A 24,841-nucleotide genomic window follows, 5' to 3' on the forward strand; every position below is an offset into this window, starting at 1 on the left:
GTTGAGGTCTGCCCCATGAGCATCGAATTTTTCACCCGCCTGCCGCTGCATGGCGAAACCCAGTTCCTCCCTGGCGACCCGCGCAACCGCGGTGACTGGTCGAACAACCCCAATAGCACCGGCGCCGTGTCGACCTTCGACGCGGAAGACGACTTCACCTATATCGACTACCTGGCGCAGATTGCCCGTGCCGCCGAGATCAACCGCTTTGGCGGAGTGTTGATGGTCAACGCGCCGGGCGGCGAAGAGCCGTGGACGGTGTGTTCGCTGCTGGTCCGCGAAACCCGCAAGCTGAAATTCGTCACCGCCTTTCAGCCCTTTCACTTCTCGCCTTTCGCCGCCGCACAAATGGCCGCCACCTACCAGCGCGCCTCCCGCAATCGCCTGGTGTGGAACATCATCAACGGCGGTTCGGAAGTGATCCAGCGTCAGGTCGGCGACTTCACCGAACACGACGACCGCTACCTGCGCGCCAGCGAATTCCTCGACGTGGTGAAAGGTTACTGGCACAACGAAAACTTCCACTACCACGGCAAGTACTACCAAGCCGAAGGTGGTGGTCTGCGGGGGCCGCAGAAGAAAGCCGAGCTGCCGTTGATTTGCACCGCAGGCTCATCGGAAGCCGCACGCGAGCTGGCGGCCAAACATGCCGATTACTACCTGATGCGTGCCGAGCGCCCGGAAGATATCCGCGCCTTGATCGACGACGTGCGCGCCCGCGCACAGAAGTACGGCAACCACAGCATTCGCTTCGGCTTGTCTATTGACGTGATCACCCGCCCCACCGAGGAAGAAGCCCGCGCCGAGGCCAAACGCTTCTTCGACGAAGGCCTGGCCAAGGGCGTGGTCAAGGCCCTGGCCGCCCACGCCGGACTGCGTTCGGCGCGCAAGCTGAGCTTCGAACACGAGTACGCGGAAAAAGGCGAAACCCAGGCCTACGACGACTTTTTTATCTACCCCAATGTCTGGTCCGGCTTCGGCTATATCGGCCTGCCGCCCGGCGTGGCGCTGGTGGGCAGCTATGACAACGTGGTGGCGCGGATCCGCGAGTACAACGCAGTGGGCATCGACCTGTTCTTCCTCGCCGGTTACCCGCACCTGGAAGAAACCTACCGCCTGGGCGAGCACATCCTGCCGCACTTTCGCAGCGAACGTGCCGCGCTGAGCCGTGGTGCCAACCCGCCAGTGGCGTTGCATTCGGTCAACGGTGCCTGAGGAGTTTTTTATGTCCATTGAATTTGTCGGCATGGTGTTTCCCAGCCAATGGTCCGAGAGCAAAGGGCCGCGTAGCGCCAGCTTCGATCTCGACTACCTGCGCCACCACGCCCGCGCCCATGAACAGGCCGGCTTCGACCGCGTTCTGATCGCCAGCGGCCCAGGCGGTGCCGACAGCCTGCAGATCGCCGCCTTCGCCGCCGCGCAAACCGAACGCCTGGGCTTTATGGTCGCCCACCGCCCGGCGTTGACCTCACCCACCGTCGCCGCCCGCGCCTTCGCCACCCTGGACCACACCACCGGCGGCGGGCGCATTCGCTTGCACGCTATTACCGGGATTACCGCAGAGCCTGGCGAAGGTGATTTTCTGCTGGATAAAACCGAGCGCTACAAACGTACCGACGAATACCTGGAAATCGTTCGCCGCACCTGGGCCGAGGAACAGCCGTTTGATTTCGACGGTAAGTATTTCCAGATCAAGGGCGCGTTTTCGCCGGTAAAGCCGGCTGGGCCGATTCCAATTTCCTTTGGTGGTTCTTCCGATATCGCTTATGAGATCGCGGTAAAACACGCGGATTTGTATGCGCTGTGGGGCGAACCCTTGACCGGTGTCGCTGAACAGATCGCCAAGTTGCGGGCGGCCGCGCAGGCCGCTGGGGTGACGTCGCCACGGGTGAGTCTGTCGGTGCGGCTGATTCTCGGCGCCACCGAAGAGCTGGCCTGGGAACGGGCCTATCAGATCCTCGCGCAGATCAAACAGAACCCGCAGTTCGCCGAAGGCAGTCCATGGTCCAAACGCCTCAAAGGCACCGGCTCCGAACGCCTGCTGGCAGCCGCCGCAGCCGGCGATCGACATGACCGTGCGCTATGGATGCCGACGGCCACCGCAGTGGGTGCCTATGGCGATACCACGGCGTTGGTCGGCACCCCGGAAACGGTGGCCGAGGCCTTGCTGGATTATGTCGATCTGGGGGTGACCACCTTTCTCAACCGTGGCTACGACCCGCTGTATGACACGGTCGACTACGGCCGCTGGATTATTCCGGCGGTACGTGAAGAAGCACGCCGCCGGCAACTGGCCCGCGCTTCCTGAACCCGCTTCAGCGGGCGCTGACCAACAGTGGCGGCCGTGGTGGAACAGCCGGGCATAGGCCGCCCACCTCTGCCACGCAGATAGACGATTGTGCTGGGAGAGGTGGGCGGCATGCCAATTCAGCCTCGATTGGCCAGACCTGAAAACGCTGACGGAAGCTTACTCGGCATCCCATTCGCGCATGCGCAGGCGGCAATGCTTCATGGCGTTGACGATATGTTTTTCCACCAGGCTCTGGGAAATGCTCAGGCGCGCGGCGATTTCGTCGTGACGCAGGCCTTCGAGTTTGCGCAGCAAAAAGGCATCGCGGCACAGCGTCGGCAGTTCATCGAGGGCGCGCTGCAGCAATTGCAGGCGTTGCGCCTGGGCCAGGGAGCGGTGTGGCGAGGGAGAGAAAAACTGTTCGTCCTGGTCCAGCACGTCGAGGTTTTCGCTGCGACGCAGGTTGTTGCGGCGGTGCTCGTCGACCACCAGATTAAGTGCCGTGCGGTACAGAAAGGCGCGGGGCGAATCGATCTGCGCTTGACTGGCTCGTTCCATGACGCGCAAATACGCGTCGTGGGCGACATCCGCTGCCACCTGTCGGTCCCCCAGCTTGGCGCTTAGAAAGCGCACCAGCTCCCGATAGTAAATCTCCAAAACAACCCCCAGCCCCAGACGTGACGGCGAACACTGCGACATGGTTTTGGGCCCAGGCCGCCATACTGGCAGTAGGAAATTATTCATTTTATAATCGCCATTATCAAGATTTATTCTCAATTGAAAGCCACGTAGTCTCCCGCGCTTCAGTACCAGGTAACCGGTATTCCCTGATGAACAACGCCCCTTCCCCTGCCAACGACGAGCCCCTGGCTGAGGTGGCCGCACACTGGTGCATGCGCATGCATGCGGCAGACTGCAGCGAGGAAGAGCGCGCGCAATTTATCCTGTGGCTGGCGGAACACCCCCGCCACGCCGCCGAATACGACGCCATGCTGGAGATCTGGGAGCTCAGCGAACACCTGCCGAGCAGCGCCACGCCGTCACGTCCGCCGCTGCGCCAGGCACCCCTACCCCCTGTTCTACCCGTGCGCCAGCGCCGCCGCAGCTGGCGGCCACAAGCCCGAGCCATCGCCCTGACCCTTCTGGCCCTGCCCCTGGCCGCCTATACCGGCTGGATGCTGGGCTGGCTGCCCAACTCTTACGAACATTTCGAAACCGCTCACAACATCAGCCGCATCACCCTGGGTGACGGCAGCGAAGTCGAGCTGAACAGCAACAGCGATATCAGCTTCAGCAACTACCGCGATCAACGCAGCGTCAGCCTGAATACCGGCGAAGCCTACTTCCATGTCAGCCACGACAGCGCCCATCCCTTTGTGGTCAGCGCCGGCGACGGCTCGATCACCGTGACCGGCACCCGCTTCAATGTGTGGAAATACCAGGACAACGTGGTGGTCACCGTCACCGAAGGCTCGGTGCGGGTGCAGAGCGAACGCCAGGGCAACGACAGCACCCTGACGCCGAATATGCAGGCCAGCTTCAAGTCCGGCGACCTAAAGCCCAAGGTGGTGTCGGTGGACACGCAAACCGCCCTGGCCTGGCGTGAAGGCAAGCTGATCCTCAACAACATCACCCTCGGCGAAGCGGTACCGATGCTCAACCGCTACCTTGACGAGCCGCTGCTGCTCGCCGACCAGAACACCGCCGATATCCGCATCGGGGGCATCTACAGCACCCGTGACATCGCCAACCTGGTCAAGGCGCTGCCCAAGGTGCTGCCGATCAGGCTCGAACCGCAAGGCGACGGCACCACCTTGATCCGCAGCCACAACGCCCGGCTTTAAGTCGCCGGCAAGCGGGTAAAGTTTCCAACGCCGTCGTCGCATATAGGGCAGCCCCTTCGGTGCCCCCCATCTACGAGGGTGTGGTTTTTCTTAACAAATGCCTTTGCCGGAATCGAGGCCGAAGCCTCCCACAGGGAGGGCTAAAATTTTTGATATCCGCAAGCGGATATTTGCCCTAAGCCGAATACTCCGCCGGCAACACCGGCAACTCATCCAACAACTGACTCAGCCCCACCGACCACTGCTGCCGTACCCCCTCAAAGTACGGATCATTCTCCAGCACCCGAAACCCCGCCGGCACCTGCAAACTATTGGCCTTATACACCACCACATCCAACGGAAACCCCACCGACAAATTACTGCGGATAGTCGAATCAAACGACACCAACGCACAGCGCAATGCCTTGTCCAGATCAGTGTGGTAATTCAGCGCCCGATCCAGAATCGGCTTGCCGTACTTGCTTTCACCAATCTGGAAATACGGCGTGTCATCCGTGGCCGCAATGAAGTTACCCAGCGGGTAGATGTTGTACAGCTCCGGCTCCTGCCCGGCGATCTGCCCACCCACCAGAAACGAACAACTCAGATCCACCCCCGCCGCCATCGGCGAGTTGGCATCGCGGGCCATCACTTCGCGCATGGTGTCGCCCACCAAGGTGGTCGCGTTGTACAGATTGACCACGTTATTCAAGTGCACACCGTCATGGCTCAAGCGCGTGCGCAACAGGTTGATCACCGCCTGCGAGGTGGCCAGGTTGCCGGCGGTTTGCAGCACGATCAGGCGCTCGCCAGGCACGGCAAACACATGCAGTTTGCGAAAGGTGGCGATATGGTCGACCCCGGCATTGGTCCGCGAGTCAGAGACAAACACCAGGCCGTCGGCCAGGTTCAGTGCTACGCAATAAGTCATGTTGGCATCCAATCCACAGAGACAAGGACGCCCGAACCAGCGCAGGCCGGTTCGGGCGTTAGGGTGTTGACCATGTTAACCACGGTTTGGTTTTACTGTTGTTGCACCTGAACACGGGTGGGCGAGACTTCTACATGCGCGTGCATCTGCTCTACCCCACCACCACGGCGCATGCCGCGCACCGGGCAGGCGTCCAGGTAGTCCAGGCCGACCGCCAGCTTCAGATGACGCTCGGCGCGGGTCAGGCAGTTGGTCACATCAAAGCTGTACCAGGCACCGTCCAGCCAGGCTTCGGCCCAGGCGTGACTGGCCAGGTGATCGCTGCTGTCGGTGTACAGGTAGCCCGACACATAACGCGCCGGCACACCAAGGCTGCGCGCGCAGGCGATAAAGGCGTGAGTCTGGTCCTGGCACACGCCCTTGCCACTGGCGAAGGCTTCGGCGGCGCTGGTCTTCACGTCGGTGACGTCGGGTTGATAGCGAATATGGGCGTTGAGACGGTTCATCAAATCGATCATGCACGAGCGATCACGGCGGCTGGCGCATTCGCTTTGCGCGAACTCACGCAGCGCCTGGTCGGCCTCGGTCAAACGGGTGGTGCGCAGGAACGGCAGCGGCGACTGGTCTTCGTGCTCGCACTCGCGTTGCTCGTCGATTTCCACCTGACCACGGGCACCGAGAATGATGCTTTCGTGTGGCTCGTCCAACGTCAGCACATGCAGGATATTGCCGTACGGATCGACCTGGGCGCGCACCGGGCGAGGCAGGTTGAGCTCCCAACTGATCACCTGCTGACGCTCGCTGTCGTGCGGGGTCATGCGCAGGTACTGGATGCTGTTACGCACCTGATCTTCGTAGTGATAGGTGGTGTCATGGCTGATTGAGAGTCTCATGCGACCTCCAGGTAAGACGTTTGAATGGCTTGGCCTAGCTGGCGTACCAGCAGGATGAAATCGGTGAGCCAGCCATGCAGGCCCTCATCGAGTACTTCATTGATACTGGTATAGCGCAGGCGCGCTTCCAGCTCGGCAGCCAGGCGCTGGGCCGGACGACCGTTATCACCCGGCAGGCTGGAGAGCATCAGGTTCAGTTCGTCCATGCACGAGCGCAGCGAGCGCGGCACTTCAGCGCGCAGCAACAACAGTTCAGCCACCTTGCGGGTGTTGGGCGAGCCACGGTAGATCTCGGCAAAGGCCTCGAATGACGACAGCGCCCGCAGCAAGGCGGTCCACTGGTAATAACTGCGCGCCGGGCGACCATCGTTTTCGTCGATGTCTTCGCCGAGCATTTCGTAGCGGGCGTCGAGCAGGCGCAGGGTGTTGTCCGCCCGTTCGATAAAGGTACCCAGGCGAATAAAGCGGTACGGGTCGCCACGCATGATGGTGCCGAAGGTGGCGCCGCGGAACAGGTGGTTGCGCTCCTTGGCCCATTCGCAGAAACGGCTGATGCCATAGCGGCCCAGGCCCTGCTCGGCGATACCGCGGATCTCCAGCCAGGTGGCGTTGATGTTTTCCCACATGTCGGCGGTGATCCGCCCGCGCACCGCATGGGCGTTGGTGCGCGCCGCCTGCAGGCAGCAATAGATGCTCGCCGGGTTTTCCGCATCCAGGGCAAAAAAGTGCAGCATGCGCTCGGCGTGCAGCGGGCCGTGGCGCTCCAGGTATTCATCCAGGGTGCCGGTGATCAACAGCGGCAACGCCAGTTCTTCCAGGCCATTGCCACGGCCGTCCTGGGGCATCAGCGACAGCGAATAACTCACTTCCAGCATGCGCGCCAGGTTCTCGGCGCGCTCCAGGTAACGGGACATCCAGTACAGGTCAGAGGCAGTGCGGCTCAGCATAATTAGTCCTCCACTACCCAGGTGTCTTTGGTGCCGCCGCCTTGCGACGAGTTCACCACCAGCGACCCTTCTCGCAGCGCCACGCGGGTCAAGCCGCCTGGCACCACTCGGGTGTCTTTGCCGGAGAGCACGAAGGGGCGCAAATCGATATGACGCGGGGCGATGCCGTTTTCCACGAAGGTCGGACAGGTCGACAGGCACAGGGTCGGTTGCGCGATATAGGCCTCGGGCCGGGCGATCAGGCGAGCCCGGAAGGTTTCGATTTCCGCCTTGCTCGCCGCCGGCCCCACCAGCATGCCGTAGCCGCCGGAGCCCTGGGTTTCCTTGACCACCAGGTGTTCCAGGTTGGCCAGCACATGCTGCAATTCCACCGATTTGCGGCACTGGAAGGTCGGCACGTTTTTCAGGATCGGCTCTTCATCGAGGTAGAAGCGGATCATCTCGCCGACATAGGGGTAGATCGACTTGTCGTCCGCCACCCCGGTGCCCACGGCGTTGGCCAGCACCACATTGCCGCTGCGGTAGGTGGAGAGCAGGCCCGGCACGCCGAGCATGGAATCGGGATTGAACGCCAGGGGATCGAGGAAGGCATCGTCGAGGCGGCGATAGATCACATCCACCGGCTTGGCACCGGCGGTGGTGCGCATAAACACTTTGTCGTCGCGCACGAACAGGTCGGCGCCCTCTACCAGTTCCACCCCCATCTCCCGCGCCAGAAAGGCGTGTTCGAAATAGGCGCTGTTGTAACGCCCGGGCGTGAGCACCACCACCGTCGGGTTATCCAGGGGGCTGGAACTTTTCAGGGTGTCGAGCAGCAGGCTCGGGTAGTGGTCGATGGGCAATACGCGCTGGGCGGCAAACAGCTCCGGGAACAGGCGCATCATCATCTTGCGGTCTTCGAGCATATAGCTCACGCCGCTCGGGGTACGCAGGTTGTCTTCCAGCACGTAGTAGCTGCCATCGCCATCACGCACCAGGTCAACCCCGGAGATATGCGCATAGAGATCGCGGTGCAGGTTCAGGCCCTGCATCGCCAGTTGGTAGCCCTCGTTGGCCAGCACCTGTTCGGCCGGAATGATGCCGGCCTTGATGATGCGCTGGTCGTGATAGAGGTCGGCGAGAAACATGTTCAATGCCTGCACCCGCTGGATGCAGCCACGCTCGACAATCCGCCACTCACTGGCCGGGATGCTGCGCGGGATGATATCGAAGGGAATAAGGCGCTCGGTGCCCTGGTCGTCGCCGTACAGGGTGAAGGTGATACCGGCCCGGTGAAACAGCAGGTCGGCTTCGCGGCGGCGCTGGGCCAGTAATTCATCCGGGGTATCCGCCAGCCAACGGGCGAATTCCCGGTAATGCGGGCGGCATTCGCCGTTCGCCAGGTACATCTCGTCATAAAAGGTGCGGGTCATGCCGTACTCCTTGTCACCCGGACGTGCATAGCCACTGCAAAGCCCGAGCCATCCGTCTTATTCGTTATTTATCAATAGGTTACAAATAAGACTCAACTATTGCGCACCAATATCGCGCATTCCCTGAGCCGCGCTTCGCGGCAGCGCCCCGTTGTACGGCAAGTGGCTGGCAGGGCCGGGCCAGGGGCCCGTAGTGCATGTTTGTCTATGACCAGCATAGTCAGGCTTGATTTCAACAAAATGCTTGTGCCCCAGATAATCGCGCCCATCAGGTTGCCGGCGATCTTCCCGCAATCCTCGCCACAACGCTGTAGCTCACGGCCCACAAGGCCTGCGATGTTGCTCCTTTCCTTGGCCGACAGCCCTTACGGCCACCCGCTCCCGACCGCCCACAAGGCGGTCTTTTTTTGCCAGCGGTTAACGCACCGCGGCTAAAGCCTCCTACGGATTGTGCAATCCGTAGGAGCGGCTTTAGCCGCGATCAGCTTCACGCAAAAGCCAACTGCAACCACCGCCGATAAAACCCCTCCGCCACTTCATTGAGCGCTGCCACCTTGCTGGGCAGGTCATCAAGCATCTTGCTCTTGGCTTGCTGGCTCGGTTGGGTTTCATCCAGCAGATGGGCCCAGTCGGTCAGCCACAGGCGTACCAGCTCTTCAGTCATTTCTGGATGCCCTTGCAGGCCGAGCACTTTGTCGCCCCAGGAAAACGCCTGGTTCGGGCACCAGGGACTGGATAACAGGCGTTGTGCGCCGGGGGGGATATCGAAGGTATCGCCGTGCCATTGGTAGATGGGGAATTCATCTGGCAGGTGCTCAAGCCACGGATTGCCTTCGGCCTGGCTGGCGTGCCAGAGCGGCTGCCAGCCGATTTCCCGGTACGGCATGCGATGCACCGCCGCGCCAAGGGCCTTGGCCAGCAGCTGGCCGCCCAGGCAATGGCCCAGCAGGGGAATATCGCGCTCGATGAAATACCGCAACGCGTCGATCTCCGCCCCAATCCAGGGCAAGGGGTCGTTGACGCTCATGGGTCCGCCCATGATGGCCACGGCCTTGGGCTGGTCGAGGTCATAACCTTCGAGTTCGCCAAGGTCGACACGCAAGACGGTGAAATCCACTTGTCGCTCGTCCAGCACACGGGCCAGATGCCCGGCTGGGCAATAGTCGACATGGGTGAGTATCAGAATATCGCTCATTACTGAACCGCCTCTTTTTTGCACCTCATGAGGCAAACGCCGTGCCGAGGATGGGGCAGCTCGTTGGAAAAACATTACGGAGCGCCGGCGGGCCTTAAGGCCAGCCGGCGCGTCCGAGGTTTGGCACCAGATTTATACCGGGTCAGACCCGCAACCCTTTGAGTTCCTGCGTAACACCCCAGCCATCGAGAACGCCACCCAAAGGCGCAACCATGGACTCCAGATCGTGCTCGAACGCACCAATACCGTCGTAGGTGGCGTACATCACCTTGCTGATCAACACATGCCAGGCACCGTCATCACGCACGCTCACCTGGGCATTCAATACTTCGCTGCGGAATTTTTTCGCCACCTCACGGGCCCGCTCCTCGTCGGGAAAAATGGCGTAGAACTCGATGGGGTGGATACGGGCGAAATCGAAGCCGCCCTCTTTCATCCGGCGTAGAACGTTACTGCTGATGTCGTTTGCGCTTGCTGTGCTCATGATGCGACCCCCTCACATGCGATGGATGGATTGACCGCTTTCCCATTGCTGCTGCCAGCTGACTGCGCTGACGTCACGATGATCCCGAAGGCCCACCGCCCGAGGCTTGATGCATTTGCTTGCTGCGACATAGAGCGTTTGCTGACGGGAGCCCGGAACAGGCACCCTTGATGAGCGTAGTGCCATTACGGCGATTGTGCAGGTTGGCTTACAGAGATTTTGACCGGAGGTTTTAAATTCGGCCTTGGTCGAGCGTGCCGCGACATGCGAAATTCTGGATTCCAGCCGGCGCTGGAATGACGGAGTTTTTTCCTGCTATCACCGTCGTCCCAGCGCAGGCTGGGACGCAGAATCTTGCGCCAGCCAAACCCCTCACGGCCGGCTGATAACCCCCATCAGCCAGCGCGTGACAAACCCCGGTGACACCTGCCCCAGCCAATACAGCAGCTTGAATTGCAGGCTGATCGGCCGATGTACCGCCGCGCCATGGGCTTGTTGCCAGCAGGCTTGAGCCACGTCTTCAGCCTGCAGATTCACCCCCAGACGGCGCAACGCCGGCGGCTCGAAAACTTGGCTGGACACCATCGGCGTGCGCACAAACGGCGGCATCAGATCGCCCACCCGGATGCCATGATCGCGCCACTCCAGCTCCAGCGCCTCGGTCAAACCGCGCACCGCCAGCTTGGATGCCGAGTAACTGGCCATATGCGGGGTGCCATACAGCCCCGAAGCCGAGCCCATATTGATCACCTGAGCACTCGGGGTGGCCTTGAGATAGGGAAAGGCCGCATAGGTCATATTCAGCAAACCCAGCACATTGATAGTGAGGATCGCCGCGTGTTCGGCCTGGCTGATCTGCTCGAACAAGCCAAAGCGCAGAATCCCCGCGCAGTTGAACAGCAAGCGCAATTGCCCGCCATGCAGGGCGCAGAACTCACCGAGCACACGCTGCACAGCGTCGACGTCGGTGACATCCAGGCGCGCATACCAGGCGCCATTCAACTCGGCCGCCAACTGCGCCAAGGCCTGCTCATTCACATCCAGCAAGCCCACCTTCCAACCCTTGGTGTGAAACAGCCGGGCCGTGGCGGCACCGATGCCCGACGCCGCCCCGGTAATCAGAATATTGTCCATCGCCGCCTCGTTAGGGTGTTGCTGCCGACCTGGGGAACTGCTCTTGAATAAATACCGCCACCCGCGCCATCGCCAGATCGGCGATATCCAGCAACCCGGCATGGGCCTGGAACACATGCCAGCAGCCTGGGTATCGCTGCAGCTGCACCGCCACCCCGGCCGCCTTGGCGCGCTCGGCCAGGCGCAGGCTGTCGTTAAGCAGCACTTCGTCTTCGCCCACTTGAATCAGCAGCGGCGGCAAGCCGCCAAGATCGGCATACACCGGCGACAAAAACGGATCACGACGATCGATATGGGCCGGGCAGAACAACGAACCGGCCTGCTCGATCCACGCCAGGCTCAGCAACGGATCGCCAGCAGGCGGCTTATGCAACTGGCTGAGACTGGCATCGCTCAGCGGTGAAAAACATACCAGCGCCGCCGGCATCGGCAGCCCGGCCTGCTTCACACGCAGGGCCAGACCCAGGGCCAGATTGCCGCCCGCCGAATCACCCCCCAGGATGATCTGCTCGCCCCCATAACCCTGGGCCAACAGCGCTTCATAGGCCGCCACCCCATCCTCCAAACCCGCTGGAAACGGATGCTCCGGTGCCAGTCGATAATCCAGCGCACAGACCGCCAGCTTGCCGCGTTTGGCCAGATTGCTGGTGATCGCCCGGTGGGTAGCCGGCGAGCCGATCAGGTAAGCACCGCCATGCAGATAGAGCATCACTCGCTCGCTGTTTTCGGCCGGGCGCTGCCATTCACAGGCAATCCCGGCCAGGCTGCCTTCCTCCCGTTGTACGCCACGGGGTACCAGGGTCGAAGCGGTCAAGGCACGGAGAATCCAGCGTTGCCCGGCAATCGGCATGGGCGGGCGGATCAGCCCGCGAAACAACAGCTTCAGACTGCTGCGCAATACCGCAGCCAATATCCGCTGGCCCAGGCGTGGTGGTTCAACGAATGCAGTCATAGTGGGCAAGCTCCGGGCGGCGGGTGTAATGACGATAGGTAAAGGTAAAGCCCGGCCAGTTGACGGTGTTTTTGCCGCTGGCGGTCTTGTACCAACTGGTGCAGCCCTGCTGCCAGATCGACTGGTCGATGGTCTTTTGCAACTTCTGATTGAACTGCGTCTGCACCTGGGCTTTCAGGTTTATGTAACGCAGGCCCTGCAGGTGTTTTATGCAGCCCAGCACATAGGCAAACTGGCTTTCCAGCATGTAGATGATCGAGTTATGGCCCAGGTTGGTGTTGGGCCCGTAGAGGATAAACAGGTTGGGAAAACCGCTGACGCTGATACCTAGATATGCCTCGGCACCCTCCTTCCAGGCCGCGTTCAGATCGCGCCCGCCGAGGCCGGTGATGTGCATCGGCGAAAGGAATTCGGTGGCGGCGAATCCGGTGCCGTAGATGATCGCGTCCACCTCCCGTTCACGGCCATCGGCAGTACGCACACCGGTCTCGGTGACGGCCTGGATTTCGCTGTCCACTACCTCGACATTGTCCCGCGCCAGCGCCGGGTAGTAGTCGTTGGAAATCAGGATGCGCTTGCAGCCCATCGGGTAGTCCGGCACCAGACGCTGGCGGAACGCTTCGTCCTTGATGCTGCGCTTAAGGTGCAGGCGAAACATCAGCTGCATGCTCAGCATCAGTTTCGGCACCACGGTAAAGGCCAGCACCCGCGCCTCGTGTTGCACGTATTTGAGGCCGCGGTCGATTTTCTGCAGCCATGGCAGGCGGCGCATCACGGCAATTTCCCAGGGCCGATAGGGGCGATCCGGCTTGCCGATTACATAGGCCGCCGAACGCTGGAACACATGCAACTGCGCCACCTGCGGGGCGATCTGCGGGATAAATTGAATGGCGCTGGCACCCGTGCCGATCACCGCCACGCGCTTGCCGCGCAGGTCGTAGTCGGCGTTCCAGTGCGCCGAATGAAAGGCTTCCCCCTGAAAACGCTCCAGCCCTTCGACCCGCGGCATCGCCGGGCGATTCAGCTGACCGCAGGCACTCACCAGCGCCTGGGCACTGAACTGTTCGCCATCGGTGCACGTCACCTGCCACAGGCCGGCCTCGGCATCGAACACGGCAGTGGCCACTTCCCGATTGAAACGAATGCGTCGACGCAAATCGTATTTGTCGGCGCAGTGCTGCTGGTAGGCAAAGATTTCGGCCTGGGGCGCGAACTTGCGCGTCCAGTCGGACTTGGGTTCAAAGGAAAACGAGTAGAGGTGCGAAGGCACATCGCAGGCCGCGCCGGGGTAGCGGTTATCGCGCCAGGTGCCGCCGAGGTCGCCGGCTTTTTCCAGCAGCAGAAAGTCGCTGATACCAGCGCGCTGCAACTGGATGGCCAGGCCCATACCGGCAAAACCGGAGCCGATGATCAGCACGCGCAAGGGCGCGGCCGGTGGGGACGTTTTATTCATTGTTGTTATCCCTGATGGTCGCGTGGACGTTGCCACGGCGCTAAGACTAGAACGCCACGCCGGCAAGGGTTATGGCATAGTCGGCCATCAACCTGTGATTTTCGGACAAAACATGCCGAACACCCCCACCTGGCCACCCCGGCGCAGCGCCATCAGCGCACAACTGCTGACCCAGTTTGGCCTCGACCAAGGCCTGAGCCTGGATACCTGCCTGGCCGACACCGGCCTGGACCTGGGCGTGCTGGCCGACCCCGCGGCGGAAATCGACGCCGCCCAGGAGCTGGAGCTGCTGGCCAACCTGGTGCGCGCCCTCGGCCACATTCCCGGCATCGGCTTCAAATGCGGCTCGCGCTACCAGCTCAACACTTACGGCATCTGGGGTTTTGCCATGCTCAGCAGCGCCACCTTTCGCGGTGCTGCGCAGCTGGGCCTGCGCTACCTCGACCTGACCTACGCCTTCCACGGCATGCGCCTGGAAGAGCATGGCGAGGATGCCCACTTCCTCCTCGACCCCGGCCAGCTGCCGCCAACGCTGAGTAGCTTTGTGCTCGAACGCGACCTGGCCGGCGTGCTGAATATCCAGCGTGACCTGACCGCCGTGCCCATGCCCCTGAAAGCCGTCAGCCTGGCACTGCCGGAACCGGCGGACCTCAGCCTGTATATCGAAATGCTTGGCGTGCGCCCGCAGTTCAACGCCACGGAAAACCGCCTGGTGTTCGACCGCGCCCTGCTCGACCGCCCCCTGCCCGGTGCCAACCCGCAGGTGATGCAACATTGCGAGCAGCAATGCCAGGCGCTATTGGCCAAACGACGGGTGCGCGGTGGGCTCAGTGGACTCATCCGCGACCGCCTGCTGGCCCGGCCCGGGCGGTTGCCGGATATGGAGCAGATCGCCAGTGAACTGCATATGACCAGCCGGACCCTGCGCCGGCGGTTGCTGGCGGAAAACAGCAGCTACCGGCAGCTGCTTGAAGAGGTGCGTCAGGCGCTGGCTGAGGAATTACTGGGCACTGGGGGGCTGACGCTGGAAGAGATTGCCGAGCGCTTGGGGTATGGGGATATGTCCAATTTTATGCATGCGTTTAAGCGCTGGAAGGGGATGACGCCGGGGCAGTACCGGCGGAGGTGATTGCTTGCCGTTGGAGATCGAAGTGCCAGTTTTTGCTTTGCTACTACTGGGGTCTTCGTTACCGCCGGTGCTGAACGTTTTGTTTCGCGCCTTGCGCGCGAGTCGCTGCGCAACGGGTTGAGCAGCGCACTCAGCGGGCAAAGCGCGGGTATACTCCCGCCACTTTCAACCGGAGACTGCCATGACCATTTCTCTGTACGCCGCGTCCGTTCCTGTTTTCAAACAAATGCTCAACAGCCTGAGTGCTGTGCTGAAAAAGGCTGAAGACCACGCCAGCGCCAAGAACATCGACCCCAACGCCCTGCTGCAGGCCCGTCTGTTTCCCGATATGTTTCCGCTGATCCGCCAGGTGCAGATCGCCTGCGACTTCGCCCGTGGCGTGCCGTCGCGTCTGGCTGGCACCGATGTGCCCAAGCACGACGACGTGGAAACCAGCTTCGAACAGCTGCAAGCGCTGCTCAAGGAAACCCTGGACTATCTGGCCACCTTCACCCCGGCTCAGGTCGACGGCAACGAAGAGCGGGAAATCATCACCCGTCCGGGCACGCCGAAAGAGCGCAAGTTCACCGGCCAGTCGTATCTGCTGACCTACGGCCTGCAGCACTTCTTCTTCCACGTCACCACCACCTATGCCCTGCTGCGCCACAATGGTGTGGAAGTGGGCAAGATGGATTACGTCGGCACTGCGCAAAACTAAGCCCAGCGGCCTATGGCGGCGAATGCATATGCCCATCGCCGCCACCGCTTTGCCCGTACGGCAACCGGGGAATTAAACCAGCCGCACGGTGCGCACTTCGATCTGCAGCCCCAGGCTGGTACGCAGCGCGTTGAAGATGGCCGCCAGGTTGTCCATGTTCGGGTTGCCGCTGGGTGACAGCATGCGATGCAGGCTTTTGCTCGGCTTATGGGTATCGGCCGCCAGTTGCTCGAAGCCAATGGTGGCGTTGACCAGATCCCGCAGGATCAGTCGTGCCACGTCGGGTTCGCCGTTGAGAAACAGCGAGGCGGCTTCATCGAGCAGGGATTTGGCGAACTCCGGTTCGCGTTCAACCCGTTCGCCGATGGTTAGTTTGAAATCACGGGTCAGCGCCATGGCAGTGTCTCCTCAGAACCAGCCGAATGGTTAATCAGCTCGGCCTTGCGTACTTTGTATTCGGCGAATAACGCCTGAGCCCTGCGGATATCGGCTGACTGACTGGCCTTGGTGCCGCCGCCGAACAGGATGATCAGCGTCTCGCCCTCTTTGGCCAGGTAGATGCGATAACCCGGCCCCCAATCAATTCGATACTCGCCTATGCCAGCGAACCACTGGATGTTCGAGGTATTGCCCAACTCCATCCGCAGCTGCGCGGTGGCGACCTTGGTGGCGGCCTGGATAGGCAAGCCGTCAAACCATCGTTTGTAGGGGCTGGATTGATCCTGGCGTATGTACTCAACAACTCTAGGCATGCCGATAGTAACCTATACGTTACCAATATGGAAGCCGGTAATCCATTTACCGACCCACTCAGCTTGCCGCGTTCGACAGGGTTTACCCGCCAGCTGGGGTGCAGGGGAATTTCGAAAGGGTCTGGTTTTTGCCTCAACCTTTAGTCGCTAAAGGTGTGCCGGGAGACGGATCGCACGTTCAACTTCCTTGCGCTCACCTGGCGCTGAGATTCCTGGCAAATTTTGCCCCCCCGCCTACCACCCTCCATTGATCTGCTCCGTCAACGGCAACGGCTCGGCCAGTTGAAAGTTGCGCACGCCAATGCTGGCTTTCTGTGGGCAGTAGAGGGAACGGCAGAAGTCGCCGAGGTCTTCGGCCACCAGGCGATCAGCCTGGGCGAAGATGCGCAGCACGCATTGGCTGCTCTGTTCCTGATAGCGGTATACGCCGGGGCTCTGTTTCTGCGCTACGCCTTGCACGCGGCAGGCCAGTTGGTCGCGGCTGACCGCCCAGAGGGCAAACTTGAGGGTGCCGTCGAGCAGATTGATCACTTCGATGCTGTCCTGGCCATTCACCCGTCGGCCGTCCGGAATCTCCAGCCAATCGGCGTGAGCGGGGATTACCAGCACCAGTAGCAACGTAGCAATGTACTTGAAGGACATGGCGAAGATTCCTGGACCCAGGCCATCAGCCTAGCAGTGCGTGACATACGCGCCCGCCCAATGCAAAACGCCGACGCCACTCTTGCAGTGACGCCGGCGTTTTCGCCTGGCGATTCAAACTGTTTATTTGCTCTTTTTCGTCCCTGCTTCATGCAACGCAGCCAGTTGCTCGGCGGCCGCCTGAAGCTTGGCCTTGACCAGCAGCAGCTCATCCTGGCGTTCGGCGATCACGCGCTTGGCCGGGCAACGGCCGGTAAGCCCGCGCAGCAGCACCACGCTGCCCAAGGTGGCACGCAAGGTGCCGAGCAAGCCGCCATGACGCAGGCCGGTACCGACCATCGCCACACCGCTGGTGATGCAGATCGCGCGCTCCCAGCCATGCACATTCTGCGGATGAGCTTCGAGCTCACGGGCCAATGCTTCGAAAGCAACCATCACGTTCTCCTTGTTTGCTTGGGGTGTACACAACCGACCTTCGGTAGCGACCGGCGTTCAGTGTTTTGCCGCAATCGCTCGGGTCACCAGCGCCTTAAAACGCATCCTGCGGCTGCGGTAACTCGGGATCTTCGGTGGGCTCGCCGCGCGGTAGCTCCGGCGGTACGTCATCAGGAATCTCCGGCGGGCTTTCATCCGGCACCTGGGCATACAGCTCAGGCAAGCACACTACAAACTCTTCGCCGGCCAGACGGTCGCTGAAGAAGCTTTCCAACACTTTAGTCGATGCGTTCATGGTCGCCTCCAGGACTTGGCTTACAGCGCGATTTTGCGGCGGTTGAACAGGCTCTGCATGGCCCGCAGGCTGAGTTCCTGGCCGCTGTAGGTGGGCAGCTTGTGTGCGGTGCAGTGCACGCTGGAGCCACTCAGGGCGTTATCGCGGATTAGCACTTCGCGCTTCAGGTTGAGGATCTCGTCATTGGCTGCCGCCTGGCTGTACACCGTTTTGCCGGCGATCACTTTGATCAGCGCCTGTTTGTCGGCACCTTTCAGCGCCAGCACAAAGGTGCCGTCCGGGCGCGGTTGCAGCGATACGTCATGGCCAGGGAAGGCGGAAATATAAAGATCGGTAAGTGGTTGCATGGTCTGCTCCTGAGGCTGTCTGCGTTGCACAGGGCTGAAATTGCAAGATGACTGCCAAGCCAGAGAAAATATTTTTCCATTAACTTTCATACACTTACAAAATCAACTGATCTCACCCCGATGGCAATCTGCACGAAGCGCCCTAAACGCCATCATGCAAAATGCATCGTGCTTTGCCTGAACCCCCTCGCCCTGCCCCGGTCACTAAACCAGGTTTGAAAAATCGGGGTACCGCCAATGTTCGAAGACTTCCAGCGCCAGCTTCCTGTTGCAGAACTGAAAACGCTGCTCGCCGCCGCCATTACCGTGCTGGTGCTGATGATCGCTTCCAGGGTGCTGACCACCGTGCTGCAGCGCCTGGCCAAACCCTTGCCGTTTCTACGCGAACTGGTGGCCCAACTGCGCCAGCCGGTGTGCCTGCTCTTGCCGCTGCTGGGCCTGCAAACGGTGTGGACCGCTGCCGATGACTCGCTGATGCTGATCAACGCCCTGCGCCACGTCACCACCCTGGCGATCATCGCGGCCTTTACCTGGCTGGGGCTGCGGGCTGTGGCAGCGGTACAGGAGATGATCCTGATCCATCACCCGGTGGACGTCGCCGACAATCTGCGCGCCCGCCGCATCCAGACGCAAACCCGGGTACTGGTGCGCACCTTGAGCTGCTTCGTGTTGCTGTTCGGTCTGGCCACCATGTTGATGACCTTCCCCAGCGCCCGCCAATTTGGCGGCAGCCTGCTCGCTTCCGCCGGGCTGGCCGGGCTGGCCGTGGGCTTTGCCGCCAAGCCGGTGCTGGGCAATCTGATCGCCGGCCTGCAGATCGCCATTACCCAACCCATTCGGCTCGACGATGTGGTGATAGTCGAAAACGAATGGGGGCGCGTCGAGGAGATCACCGGCACCTACGTGGTGGTGCGGATCTGGGATGACCGCCGGCTGATCGTGCCGCTGCAGTGGTTTATCGAAAACCCGTTCCAGAACTGGACTCGCGTGACCTCTTCGCTGATTGGCGCGGTGACCTTCTGGGTCGATTACTCGGTGCCCCTGGAACCCCTGCGCAAAGAACTCGATCGCCTGCTGCAGGAAGTACCGCAGCTCTGGGACGGGCGCGTCAGCGTGCTGCAAGTGGTGGACACCAGCGACCGAGCCATTCAGCTGCGCGTGCTGGTCAGCTCCCGCGACTCCTCCAGCGGCTGGGATCTGCGCTGTTATATCCGGGAAAACCTGATCAGCTTTATCAGCCACAAACACCCGCAATGCCTGCCGCAACTGCGCGCTGCCTTCCAGACCAGTCCGACCACCGAAGTGGTCAACCCACACCGCCAGGAACCCATCGCCGAACCGGAACGTCAGCCGCCGGTTTGATTGGCTTCACGAGCCCAAGCGGGCCTTGTGCCACCTGCACTGGCCGCCTCGGTGGCGGGAAAAAAAGTAGAAACTTTTCCGCCGGCCGGCAAGTCAGCACTTAGGTAGGGGCAACGACCTGTTTCTGACCAGGCCAATCCACTCCACACCGCAGATGTCGTATTGGCCCAGCCAATGCGGGGAGACATTTCAGCGACCAAGCAAGCGAATCGAGCGCCCTACCAGTGGTGGCGCCATGGGAGGAAAGTATGGGAACTGCTATAGCGATGGACCGGCTGGACGATTTCGCTGCGATTGTCGCCCCAAAGGCTCAACCACCCGTGGATAGCCACAAGCCGCAGACGCTGTACCCCAGCAAAAAGAAAATCCTCTTTGTCACCTCCGAGCTGGCCGACCTGATCAAGGTCGGCGGCTTGGGCGATGTCTCGGCGGCATTGCCGCGCGCCCTCGCCGGCCAACACGATATCCGCGTGTTGATCCCCGGCTATCCGCAGGTACTGGAAAGCGGTAATCCGCTGCGGGTGATCGGCCATATCAAAGGCCACGCTGCGCTGCCGCCTTGCCAAGTCGGGCGCATGGAACTGCCTGACGGGCTGATCGTATATGTGCTGATCAGCCCGGAACTCTATGAGCGCGAAGGCACCCCCTACGGCGACGAAAACAGCCGCGACTGGCCGGACAACCATATCCGCTTCGCCCGCCTCGGCCTGGCTGCCGCCGATATCGCCGCCGGCGCGGCTGGCATGAGCTGGATTCCCGACCTGGTGCATGCCAACGACTGGCCGACCGCCCTGACCCCGGCCTATATGAAGTGGCAGAAGCAGGCCACGCCCTGCGTCTTCACCATTCACAACCTGGCCTACCAGGGCATGATCGATGTGCAGTGCAGCCCCGAACTCGGCCTGCCTCCCGAGGCCACAGGCCAGGACGGCATGGAGTTCTACGGCCAGCTGTCGCTGCTCAAAGCCGGCATCACCTATGCCGACCACATCACCACTGTCAGCCACACCTACGCCGAGGAAATCACCACCGAGGCCTTTGGCTGCGGCATGCAAGGAATGCTGCAGGCAAAAACCCACGAGGGCCATCTCAGCGGCATCACCAATGGCATCGACGAAAGCTGGGACCCGCGCACCGATCCGCACCTGGTGGCGAAATTCAGCCTGCACAACATGGACGGCAAACGCGCCAACGCTGCGTATGTAGAGCAACTGTTCGGTCTGGATGCCGATGACGGCCCGTTGTTCGCCGTGGTCTCGCGCCTGGTGCAGCAAAAAGGCATCGACCTGACCCTGGAAATAGTCGACACCATCGTCAACGGCGGCGGCCGCCTGGCCATCATCGGCCGTGGCGAACCGGAGCTGGAACAGGCGGTGGTGGAAATGGCCAAACGTTATCCCGGCCGCGTCGGGGTGCGCATCGGCTTTAACGAAACCGACGCCCGGCGCATGTTTGCCGGCAGCGACTTCCTGTTGATGCCGTCGCGCTTCGAACCCTGCGGCCTGAGCCAGATGTATGCCCAGCGCTTCGGCTCCCTGCCGATTGCGCGCAAAACCGGCGGCCTGGCCGACACCATCGAAGATGGCGTCACTGGCTTCCTGTTCCGCCGCGCCACCCACGACAGCTACGTGGACGCCGTGCAACGGGCCCTCAACGTATTCCAGTACCCCGAGCTGCTGCACGCCATGCGCTGCCGGGCCATGGCCTCGCCGCTGTACTGGAAGCAGTCGGTGGAGCCCTACGACCGTCTGTACAAAGACCTGCTGCAACATCAGGTCGGCCGCGCGCGAGGTCACTACTGATGCCGACGCCGACCTCAGGGCCGGCACATGGTGCCCTCTACCTCGACGAGGGCAATACCCGCTTTGCCCTCTGGGCCCCCAGTGCAAAAAGCGTCGAGCTGGTGTTCGCCGGCGGCTCCACCCAGGCGTTGCACAAGCAAGCGGATGGCTGGTTTCGCCGCGACCTGCCCTGCCCGCTGGGCAGTGCCTATGCCTTTCGCATCGACGGCGAACAGCAAGTGCCCGATCCCGCTTCGCGTGCCCAGCAGGATTCTGTGCATGGCTTCAGCCTGTTGCAGGATGCCAGCCGCTATTCCTGGCAGAACCCGCAGTGGCAAGGCCGACCCTGGCACGAAACGGTGCTCTACGAAGTGCATGTCGGCCTGTTCGGTGGCTATGCCGGGGTGGAGCAACAACTGGCCGATTGGCGCGAACTGGGCATCACCGCCATTGAGCTGATGCCCCTGGGCCAGTTTCCCGGCACGCGCAATTGGGGTTATGACGGCGTACTGCCCTTCGCCCCACAAAACAGCTACGGCAGCCCCGACCAGTTGCGTCAGCTGATCGACAGCGCCCACGGCCTGGGCCTGATGGTGTTTATCGATGTGGTGTACAACCACTTCGGCCCCGACGGTAACTACCTCGGCCTGTACGCCAAGGATTTCTTTCGCGACGACATCAGCACCCCCTGGGGGCCGGCCATCGATTTTCGCCGCCCGCCGGTGCGTGACTTTTTTATTGAAAACGCCCTGATGTGGGTCCAGGACTACCGCGTCGACGGCCTGCGTTTCGACGCCGTGCACGCCATCAGCGAAAAGGATTTTCTTGTCGAGATGGCCCAGCGCCTGCGTGCCGCCGTCCCGCTCGAACGCCATCTGCACCTGGTGCTGGAAAACGAAGACAACAGCGCCGAACTGCTGCAAGCCGGCTTTGATGCCCAGTGGAACGACGACGGCCACAACGCCCTGCACGTTCTGCTGACTGGAGAGCACGAAGGCTACTACCGCGACTACGCTCAACAGCCCACGGAAAAACTCGCGCGCTGCCTGCAACAGGGTTTTGTCTACCAAGGCCAGACCAATCGCCATGGCCATGCCCGTGGCGAGCCCAGCGGGCATTTGCCGCCCACCGCCTTTGTGCTGTTTCTGCAGAACCACGACCAGGTTGGCAATCGCGCCTTCGGGGAACGCCTGAGCTGCCTGGCCGACCCCGACGCGCTGAAAGCCGCCACCGTGTTGCTGCTGCTGTCACCGATGATTCCCCTGTTGTTCATGGGCGAAGAATGGGGCTCGCGCCAGGCCTTTCTGTTTTTCACCGACCACCATGACGAGCTGGGCATAGCGGTGCGCGACGGGCGTCGCAATGAGTTTGGCGAGTTCGCCGTGTTCCAGGACAGCGCGATCCGCGACAGCATTCCCGACCCCAACAAGCTCGGCACCTTCAATAGCTCGCTGCCCGACTACGCCCCGGATATCGAGCCCAGCCACCAGGCCTGGCGCATCTACTACCGCAAGCTGCTGGAGCTGCGTCAGCAGTTGATCGTGCCGCGCCTGCCCGGTAGCCATGCCGGGTATGTGCAGGTGCTCGGCGACAAAGCCCTAAGCGCCAACTGGACCCTGGCCGATGGCAGCAAGCTGCGCATCGACCTCAACCTCAGCGACCAAGCCGTAACCGCCCCGCCCCTGGGCTCGGCGGCACGGGTGGTGTTTGGTAACCGGATCGACCTGCACGCCGCGCAACAGGGCCTGCGCGGCCCTTTCAGTGCCCTGGCATCTATCGAGGAAAGCGCATGAGCGACGAGCAACTGGCCAGCCTGTCCACCGCCGCTGGCCTCAGTGTCGACTGGCTGGACGCCAATGGCCGGCCACAACGGGTAAGCGTCGAAGCCCAGCGCGCGCTGGTCGAGGGCCTCGGCTTTGCCGCCCAAAGCCCGCAACAGATCGCCGCCAGCCTCGCCCACCTGGAGCAGCAACAACACGCCCGCGAATTGCCGCCGCTGCTCACCCACGAGCTGCACCGGCCGTTGTCCCTGGCCAGCGAATTCAGCAGCGACACCAGCTACCAGCTGGAACTGGAAGATGGTCGGCGTATTGAAGGCCGTCTGGACGGCAATGCCTGCCTGCCGGCGCTCGACCAGTGCGGCTACCACCAGTTGCAGATCGGCCAGCGCCAGCTGACCGTGGCCGTGGCTCCCCACGCCTGCCTCAGCGTGGAAGAACTCACCGACGGCCAGCGCCGGCATATCTGGGGCCTGACCGCCCAGCTGTACTCCTTGCGCCGCCCCGGCGATGGTGGCCTTGGCGATATGCGGGCGCTCGCCGACCTGGCCCGCAGTGCCGCGCATCACGGTGCCGACGCCCTGGCCATCAGCCCGGTGCACGCCATGTTCAGCGCCTGGCCGGGACAATACAGCCCCTACTCGCCGTCCAGCCGCCTGCTGTTCAACACCCTGCATGCGGCCCCGGATGTATTGCTCGGCGATGCGGCAGTGCAGGACGCCATCAGCCTCTGTGGTCTGCAGGATCGCCTGCACCAGCTGGAAAGCCTCGATCTGGTGGACTGGCCCGGCGTTACCGACAGCCGCCAGCGCCTGTTGCGTCAGCTGTACCGCGCCTTTCGCGACCAGCACAACGCCCTGACCCCGGACTTCGACAAGTTCCTCCTCAAGGGCGGCGATGCCCTGCTGCTGCACTGCCGCTTCGAAGCCCTGCAAGGCTTTATGGTGCGTCACGAGATGGCAGGCGACTGGCGCGCCTGGCCGGAACACTACCGCAACCCCAATCATCCCAACGTCGAACTGTTCGCCAGCGACCACGCCCTGGAGGTGGGCTACCACGCCTTCTGCCAATGGCTGATCGCCCGTGGTCTGGATCGCGCCCAAGCGGCTGCGCTGGGCTCGGGGATGAAGATCGGCCTGATCGCCGACCTCGCTGTCGGTGCCGACGGCGCTGGCAGCCAGGCCTGGGCGCGGCAGGACGAACTGCTGCAAAGCCTTACCGTCGGCGCGCCGCCGGATATCCTCAATCGCCAGGGCCAGAGCTGGGGCATCTCGGCGTTTTCCCCCGATGGCCTGCGCCGTCATGGCTACCGCGCCTTTATCGAAATGCTCCAGGCCAATCTGGCCCATGTCGGCGGGGTGCGCATCGACCATGTGATGGGCCTCAAACGCCTCTGGGTGATTCCTCAGGGTGCTCCCGCACAAGCCGGTGCCTACCTCAACTATCCACTGCAGGATCTGCTGCGCCTGGTGGCGCTGGAGTCCTGGCGCAACCGCGCCCTGGTGATCGGCGAAGACCTCGGCACCGTCCCCGAAGGCCTGCGCGAAGAGCTGGCGCAGCGCCGGCTGCTGGGCATGCGCGTGCTGCTGTTCGAGCAAAAGGACGACGGCTTTATTCCAGCGCCGTTCTGGCCCGACGACGCCCTGGCGACCACCACCACCCACGACCTGCCGACCCTGCACGGCTGGATGCAAGGCCGCGATATCGAATGGCGCGAACAGGCCGGGCACAGCACCCACGAGCACAGCATCGACGATCACAAGCATCGCCAGTGGGAAAAACACTGCCTGCAAAAAGCCCTGCAAGACTGCGCGCTGCTGCCGATCCGCGACAACAGCATCACCGAACAACTGGATGCCAGCGTGTCGTTCCTCGGCAGTACGCCGGCACCGCTGGTGCTGTTGCCGCTGGAAGATGCCCTGGGCGAATTCGAGCAACCGAACCTGCCCGGCCCCGGCGATATCCACCCCAACTGGCGGCGGCGTTGGTCAACCCATGCCAGCGAGCTGCTCGACGGCCCCGAACCCAGCCAGCGTTTGCAACGCCTCGACCAGGCCCGCCGCGCCCGCGACCACCTGGCACCGGCGGTGAGGGCACGTCATGAGTAAG

At 62.1% G+C, this 24,841-nt stretch carries 25 protein-coding genes; 9 read left to right on the forward strand and 16 right to left on the reverse strand.

All coding sequences use genetic code 11. The annotated features are described in order from the left end of the window. Positions 1-15 precede the first annotated feature (15 nt). Positions 16-1,215, forward strand: a complete 1,200-nt coding sequence (locus ACVW0Y_RS21020; protein ID WP_457441045.1) for an LLM class flavin-dependent oxidoreductase — start codon at positions 16-18, stop codon at positions 1,213-1,215. 10 nt (positions 1,216-1,225) lie between these two features. Then, on the forward strand, positions 1,226-2,308 hold the full coding sequence (locus ACVW0Y_RS21025) for an LLM class flavin-dependent oxidoreductase (RefSeq protein WP_457441046.1): 1,083 nt from the start codon (positions 1,226-1,228) through the stop codon (positions 2,306-2,308). Between the two features lie 159 nt (positions 2,309-2,467). Here ACVW0Y_RS21025 and ACVW0Y_RS21030 read toward each other — a convergent pair whose 3' ends face one another. Further along, positions 2,468-2,989: a sigma-70 family RNA polymerase sigma factor gene (locus tag ACVW0Y_RS21030; RefSeq protein ID WP_457441047.1), complete on the reverse strand. Its 522-nt coding sequence runs from the start codon at positions 2,987-2,989 to the stop codon at positions 2,468-2,470. Between the two features lie 131 nt (positions 2,990-3,120). Between ACVW0Y_RS21030 and ACVW0Y_RS21035 the strand changes: the two genes are divergently transcribed. Next, positions 3,121-4,134: a FecR family protein gene (locus ACVW0Y_RS21035; protein WP_457441048.1), complete on the forward strand. Its 1,014-nt coding sequence runs from the start codon at positions 3,121-3,123 to the stop codon at positions 4,132-4,134. A gap of 175 nt (positions 4,135-4,309) precedes the next feature. Here the strand turns inward: ACVW0Y_RS21035 and ACVW0Y_RS21040 are convergent, their stop codons facing one another. From ACVW0Y_RS21040 to ACVW0Y_RS21080, 9 genes are all read right to left on the reverse strand, one after another. Next, complete coding sequence (locus ACVW0Y_RS21040; RefSeq protein ID WP_457441049.1) at positions 4,310-5,044, reverse strand: peptidase; 735 nt, start codon at positions 5,042-5,044, stop codon at positions 4,310-4,312. Between the two features lie 92 nt (positions 5,045-5,136). After that, positions 5,137-5,937: a transglutaminase family protein gene (locus ACVW0Y_RS21045; RefSeq protein ID WP_457441050.1), complete on the reverse strand. Its 801-nt coding sequence runs from the start codon at positions 5,935-5,937 to the stop codon at positions 5,137-5,139. Further along, positions 5,934-6,884, reverse strand: a complete 951-nt coding sequence (locus tag ACVW0Y_RS21050) for an alpha-E domain-containing protein (protein ID WP_457441051.1) — start codon at positions 6,882-6,884, stop codon at positions 5,934-5,936. Before ACVW0Y_RS21050 ends, ACVW0Y_RS21045 begins: the two co-directional genes overlap by 4 nt. Positions 6,885-6,886: 2 nt before the next feature. After that, positions 6,887-8,296: a circularly permuted type 2 ATP-grasp protein gene (locus tag ACVW0Y_RS21055; RefSeq protein ID WP_457441052.1), complete on the reverse strand. Its 1,410-nt coding sequence runs from the start codon at positions 8,294-8,296 to the stop codon at positions 6,887-6,889. A 487-nt stretch (positions 8,297-8,783) separates the two neighbouring features. After that, a complete protein-coding gene (locus ACVW0Y_RS21060) occupies positions 8,784-9,491 on the reverse strand; it encodes a type 1 glutamine amidotransferase (RefSeq protein ID WP_457441053.1) in 708 nt (235 codons plus the stop codon). Between the two features lie 142 nt (positions 9,492-9,633). Continuing rightward, positions 9,634-9,975 carry a ribonuclease E inhibitor RraB gene (locus tag ACVW0Y_RS21065; RefSeq protein ID WP_457441054.1) on the reverse strand — a complete coding sequence of 114 codons (342 nt, stop codon included), beginning with the start codon at positions 9,973-9,975 and terminating at the stop codon, positions 9,634-9,636. Between the two features lie 372 nt (positions 9,976-10,347). Then, positions 10,348-11,109 (reverse strand): SDR family oxidoreductase, encoded by a 762-nt coding sequence (locus ACVW0Y_RS21070; protein ID WP_457441055.1) that lies wholly within the window; start codon positions 11,107-11,109, stop codon positions 10,348-10,350. Between the two features lie 10 nt (positions 11,110-11,119). Then, positions 11,120-12,061 carry an alpha/beta hydrolase gene (locus ACVW0Y_RS21075; protein ID WP_457441056.1) on the reverse strand — a complete coding sequence of 314 codons (942 nt, stop codon included), beginning with the start codon at positions 12,059-12,061 and terminating at the stop codon, positions 11,120-11,122. After that, positions 12,045-13,514 carry a flavin-containing monooxygenase gene (locus ACVW0Y_RS21080; protein ID WP_457441057.1) on the reverse strand — a complete coding sequence of 490 codons (1,470 nt, stop codon included), beginning with the start codon at positions 13,512-13,514 and terminating at the stop codon, positions 12,045-12,047. Before ACVW0Y_RS21080 ends, ACVW0Y_RS21075 begins: the two co-directional genes overlap by 17 nt. A gap of 112 nt (positions 13,515-13,626) precedes the next feature. Here ACVW0Y_RS21080 and ACVW0Y_RS21085 point away from each other — a divergent pair, with 112 nt between their 5' ends. Both ACVW0Y_RS21085 and ACVW0Y_RS21090 read left to right on the forward strand, forming a co-directional pair. Then, the gene (locus ACVW0Y_RS21085) at positions 13,627-14,643 is read left to right on the forward strand and encodes an AraC family transcriptional regulator (protein WP_457441058.1); all 1,017 of its coding nucleotides are present in this window, start codon (positions 13,627-13,629) and stop codon (positions 14,641-14,643) included. A gap of 181 nt (positions 14,644-14,824) precedes the next feature. Beyond that, positions 14,825-15,340: a DUF1993 domain-containing protein gene (locus tag ACVW0Y_RS21090; protein ID WP_457441059.1), complete on the forward strand. Its 516-nt coding sequence runs from the start codon at positions 14,825-14,827 to the stop codon at positions 15,338-15,340. Positions 15,341-15,412: 72 nt separating this feature from the next. Here ACVW0Y_RS21090 and ACVW0Y_RS21095 read toward each other — a convergent pair whose 3' ends face one another. From ACVW0Y_RS21095 to ACVW0Y_RS21120, 6 genes are all read right to left on the reverse strand, one after another. Next, a complete protein-coding gene (locus ACVW0Y_RS21095; RefSeq protein WP_457441060.1) occupies positions 15,413-15,736 on the reverse strand; it encodes a helix-turn-helix domain-containing transcriptional regulator in 324 nt (107 codons plus the stop codon). Beyond that, on the reverse strand, positions 15,727-16,092 hold the full coding sequence (locus ACVW0Y_RS21100; protein WP_457441061.1) for a type II toxin-antitoxin system RelE/ParE family toxin: 366 nt from the start codon (positions 16,090-16,092) through the stop codon (positions 15,727-15,729). Before ACVW0Y_RS21100 ends, ACVW0Y_RS21095 begins: the two co-directional genes overlap by 10 nt. A gap of 234 nt (positions 16,093-16,326) precedes the next feature. Further along, positions 16,327-16,734, reverse strand: a complete 408-nt coding sequence (locus ACVW0Y_RS21105) for a hypothetical protein (RefSeq protein WP_457441062.1) — start codon at positions 16,732-16,734, stop codon at positions 16,327-16,329. A 123-nt stretch (positions 16,735-16,857) separates the two neighbouring features. Beyond that, a complete protein-coding gene (locus ACVW0Y_RS21110) occupies positions 16,858-17,169 on the reverse strand; it encodes a YgaP family membrane protein (RefSeq protein WP_457441063.1) in 312 nt (103 codons plus the stop codon). Between the two features lie 94 nt (positions 17,170-17,263). Continuing rightward, entirely contained in the window at positions 17,264-17,464 is a 201-nt protein-coding gene (locus ACVW0Y_RS21115; RefSeq protein ID WP_457441064.1) for a hypothetical protein, read from the reverse strand. Positions 17,465-17,484: 20 nt separating this feature from the next. Next, a complete protein-coding gene (locus tag ACVW0Y_RS21120; RefSeq protein ID WP_457441065.1) occupies positions 17,485-17,811 on the reverse strand; it encodes a hypothetical protein in 327 nt (108 codons plus the stop codon). Positions 17,812-18,048: 237 nt separating this feature from the next. Between ACVW0Y_RS21120 and ACVW0Y_RS21125 the strand changes: the two genes are divergently transcribed. From ACVW0Y_RS21125 to malQ, 4 genes are all read left to right on the forward strand, one after another. Further along, positions 18,049-19,173, forward strand: a complete 1,125-nt coding sequence (locus ACVW0Y_RS21125; RefSeq protein WP_457441066.1) for a mechanosensitive ion channel family protein — start codon at positions 18,049-18,051, stop codon at positions 19,171-19,173. A 248-nt stretch (positions 19,174-19,421) separates the two neighbouring features. Then, positions 19,422-20,975 carry a glycogen synthase GlgA gene (glgA, locus tag ACVW0Y_RS21130; RefSeq protein ID WP_457441067.1) on the forward strand — a complete coding sequence of 518 codons (1,554 nt, stop codon included), beginning with the start codon at positions 19,422-19,424 and terminating at the stop codon, positions 20,973-20,975. Continuing rightward, entirely contained in the window at positions 20,975-22,747 is a 1,773-nt protein-coding gene (treZ, locus tag ACVW0Y_RS21135; RefSeq protein ID WP_457441068.1) for a malto-oligosyltrehalose trehalohydrolase, read from the forward strand. Before glgA ends, treZ begins: the two co-directional genes overlap by 1 nt. After that, a complete protein-coding gene (malQ, locus tag ACVW0Y_RS21140) occupies positions 22,744-24,840 on the forward strand; it encodes a 4-alpha-glucanotransferase (RefSeq protein ID WP_457441069.1) in 2,097 nt (698 codons plus the stop codon). The genes treZ and malQ overlap by 4 nt, the downstream gene beginning before the upstream one ends. Position 24,841: the final 1 nt, after the last annotated feature.

The sequence above is a fragment of the Pseudomonas sp. TE3786 genome, from assembly GCF_054057335.1.

Excerpts from the sequence above, each read along its gene's own strand:
- ACVW0Y_RS21035 (WP_457441048.1), top strand. The coding sequence starts at position 3,121 with ATGAACAACGCCCCTTCCCCTGCCAACGACGAGCCCCTGGCTGAGGTG.
- ACVW0Y_RS21080 (WP_457441057.1), bottom strand. The coding sequence starts at position 13,514 with ATGAATAAAACGTCCCCACCGGCCGCGCCCTTGCGCGTGCTGATCATC.
- ACVW0Y_RS21110 (WP_457441063.1), bottom strand. The coding sequence starts at position 17,169 with ATGGTTGCTTTCGAAGCATTGGCCCGTGAGCTCGAAGCTCATCCGCAG.
- ACVW0Y_RS21070 (WP_457441055.1), bottom strand. The coding sequence starts at position 11,109 with ATGGACAATATTCTGATTACCGGGGCGGCGTCGGGCATCGGTGCCGCC.
- ACVW0Y_RS21060 (WP_457441053.1), bottom strand. The coding sequence starts at position 9,491 with ATGAGCGATATTCTGATACTCACCCATGTCGACTATTGCCCAGCCGGG.
- ACVW0Y_RS21090 (WP_457441059.1), top strand. The coding sequence starts at position 14,825 with ATGACCATTTCTCTGTACGCCGCGTCCGTTCCTGTTTTCAAACAAATG.
- ACVW0Y_RS21105 (WP_457441062.1), bottom strand. The coding sequence starts at position 16,734 with ATGTCCTTCAAGTACATTGCTACGTTGCTACTGGTGCTGGTAATCCCC.
- ACVW0Y_RS21025 (WP_457441046.1), top strand. The coding sequence starts at position 1,226 with ATGTCCATTGAATTTGTCGGCATGGTGTTTCCCAGCCAATGGTCCGAG.
- ACVW0Y_RS21075 (WP_457441056.1), bottom strand. The coding sequence starts at position 12,061 with ATGACTGCATTCGTTGAACCACCACGCCTGGGCCAGCGGATATTGGCT.
- ACVW0Y_RS21120 (WP_457441065.1), bottom strand. The coding sequence starts at position 17,811 with ATGCAACCACTTACCGATCTTTATATTTCCGCCTTCCCTGGCCATGAC.
- ACVW0Y_RS21040 (WP_457441049.1), bottom strand. The coding sequence starts at position 5,044 with ATGACTTATTGCGTAGCACTGAACCTGGCCGACGGCCTGGTGTTTGTC.
- ACVW0Y_RS21055 (WP_457441052.1), bottom strand. The coding sequence starts at position 8,296 with ATGACCCGCACCTTTTATGACGAGATGTACCTGGCGAACGGCGAATGC.
- ACVW0Y_RS21085 (WP_457441058.1), top strand. The coding sequence starts at position 13,627 with ATGCCGAACACCCCCACCTGGCCACCCCGGCGCAGCGCCATCAGCGCA.
- ACVW0Y_RS21095 (WP_457441060.1), bottom strand. The coding sequence starts at position 15,736 with ATGGCGCTGACCCGTGATTTCAAACTAACCATCGGCGAACGGGTTGAA.
- ACVW0Y_RS21100 (WP_457441061.1), bottom strand. The coding sequence starts at position 16,092 with ATGCCTAGAGTTGTTGAGTACATACGCCAGGATCAATCCAGCCCCTAC.
- treZ (WP_457441068.1), top strand. The coding sequence starts at position 20,975 with ATGCCGACGCCGACCTCAGGGCCGGCACATGGTGCCCTCTACCTCGAC.
- malQ (WP_457441069.1), top strand. The coding sequence starts at position 22,744 with ATGAGCGACGAGCAACTGGCCAGCCTGTCCACCGCCGCTGGCCTCAGT.
- glgA (WP_457441067.1), top strand. The coding sequence starts at position 19,422 with ATGGGAACTGCTATAGCGATGGACCGGCTGGACGATTTCGCTGCGATT.
- ACVW0Y_RS21125 (WP_457441066.1), top strand. The coding sequence starts at position 18,049 with ATGTTCGAAGACTTCCAGCGCCAGCTTCCTGTTGCAGAACTGAAAACG.
- ACVW0Y_RS21065 (WP_457441054.1), bottom strand. The coding sequence starts at position 9,975 with ATGAGCACAGCAAGCGCAAACGACATCAGCAGTAACGTTCTACGCCGG.
- ACVW0Y_RS21020 (WP_457441045.1), top strand. The coding sequence starts at position 16 with ATGAGCATCGAATTTTTCACCCGCCTGCCGCTGCATGGCGAAACCCAG.
- ACVW0Y_RS21050 (WP_457441051.1), bottom strand. The coding sequence starts at position 6,884 with ATGCTGAGCCGCACTGCCTCTGACCTGTACTGGATGTCCCGTTACCTG.
- ACVW0Y_RS21045 (WP_457441050.1), bottom strand. The coding sequence starts at position 5,937 with ATGAGACTCTCAATCAGCCATGACACCACCTATCACTACGAAGATCAG.
- ACVW0Y_RS21115 (WP_457441064.1), bottom strand. The coding sequence starts at position 17,464 with ATGAACGCATCGACTAAAGTGTTGGAAAGCTTCTTCAGCGACCGTCTG.
- ACVW0Y_RS21030 (WP_457441047.1), bottom strand. The coding sequence starts at position 2,989 with ATGTCGCAGTGTTCGCCGTCACGTCTGGGGCTGGGGGTTGTTTTGGAG.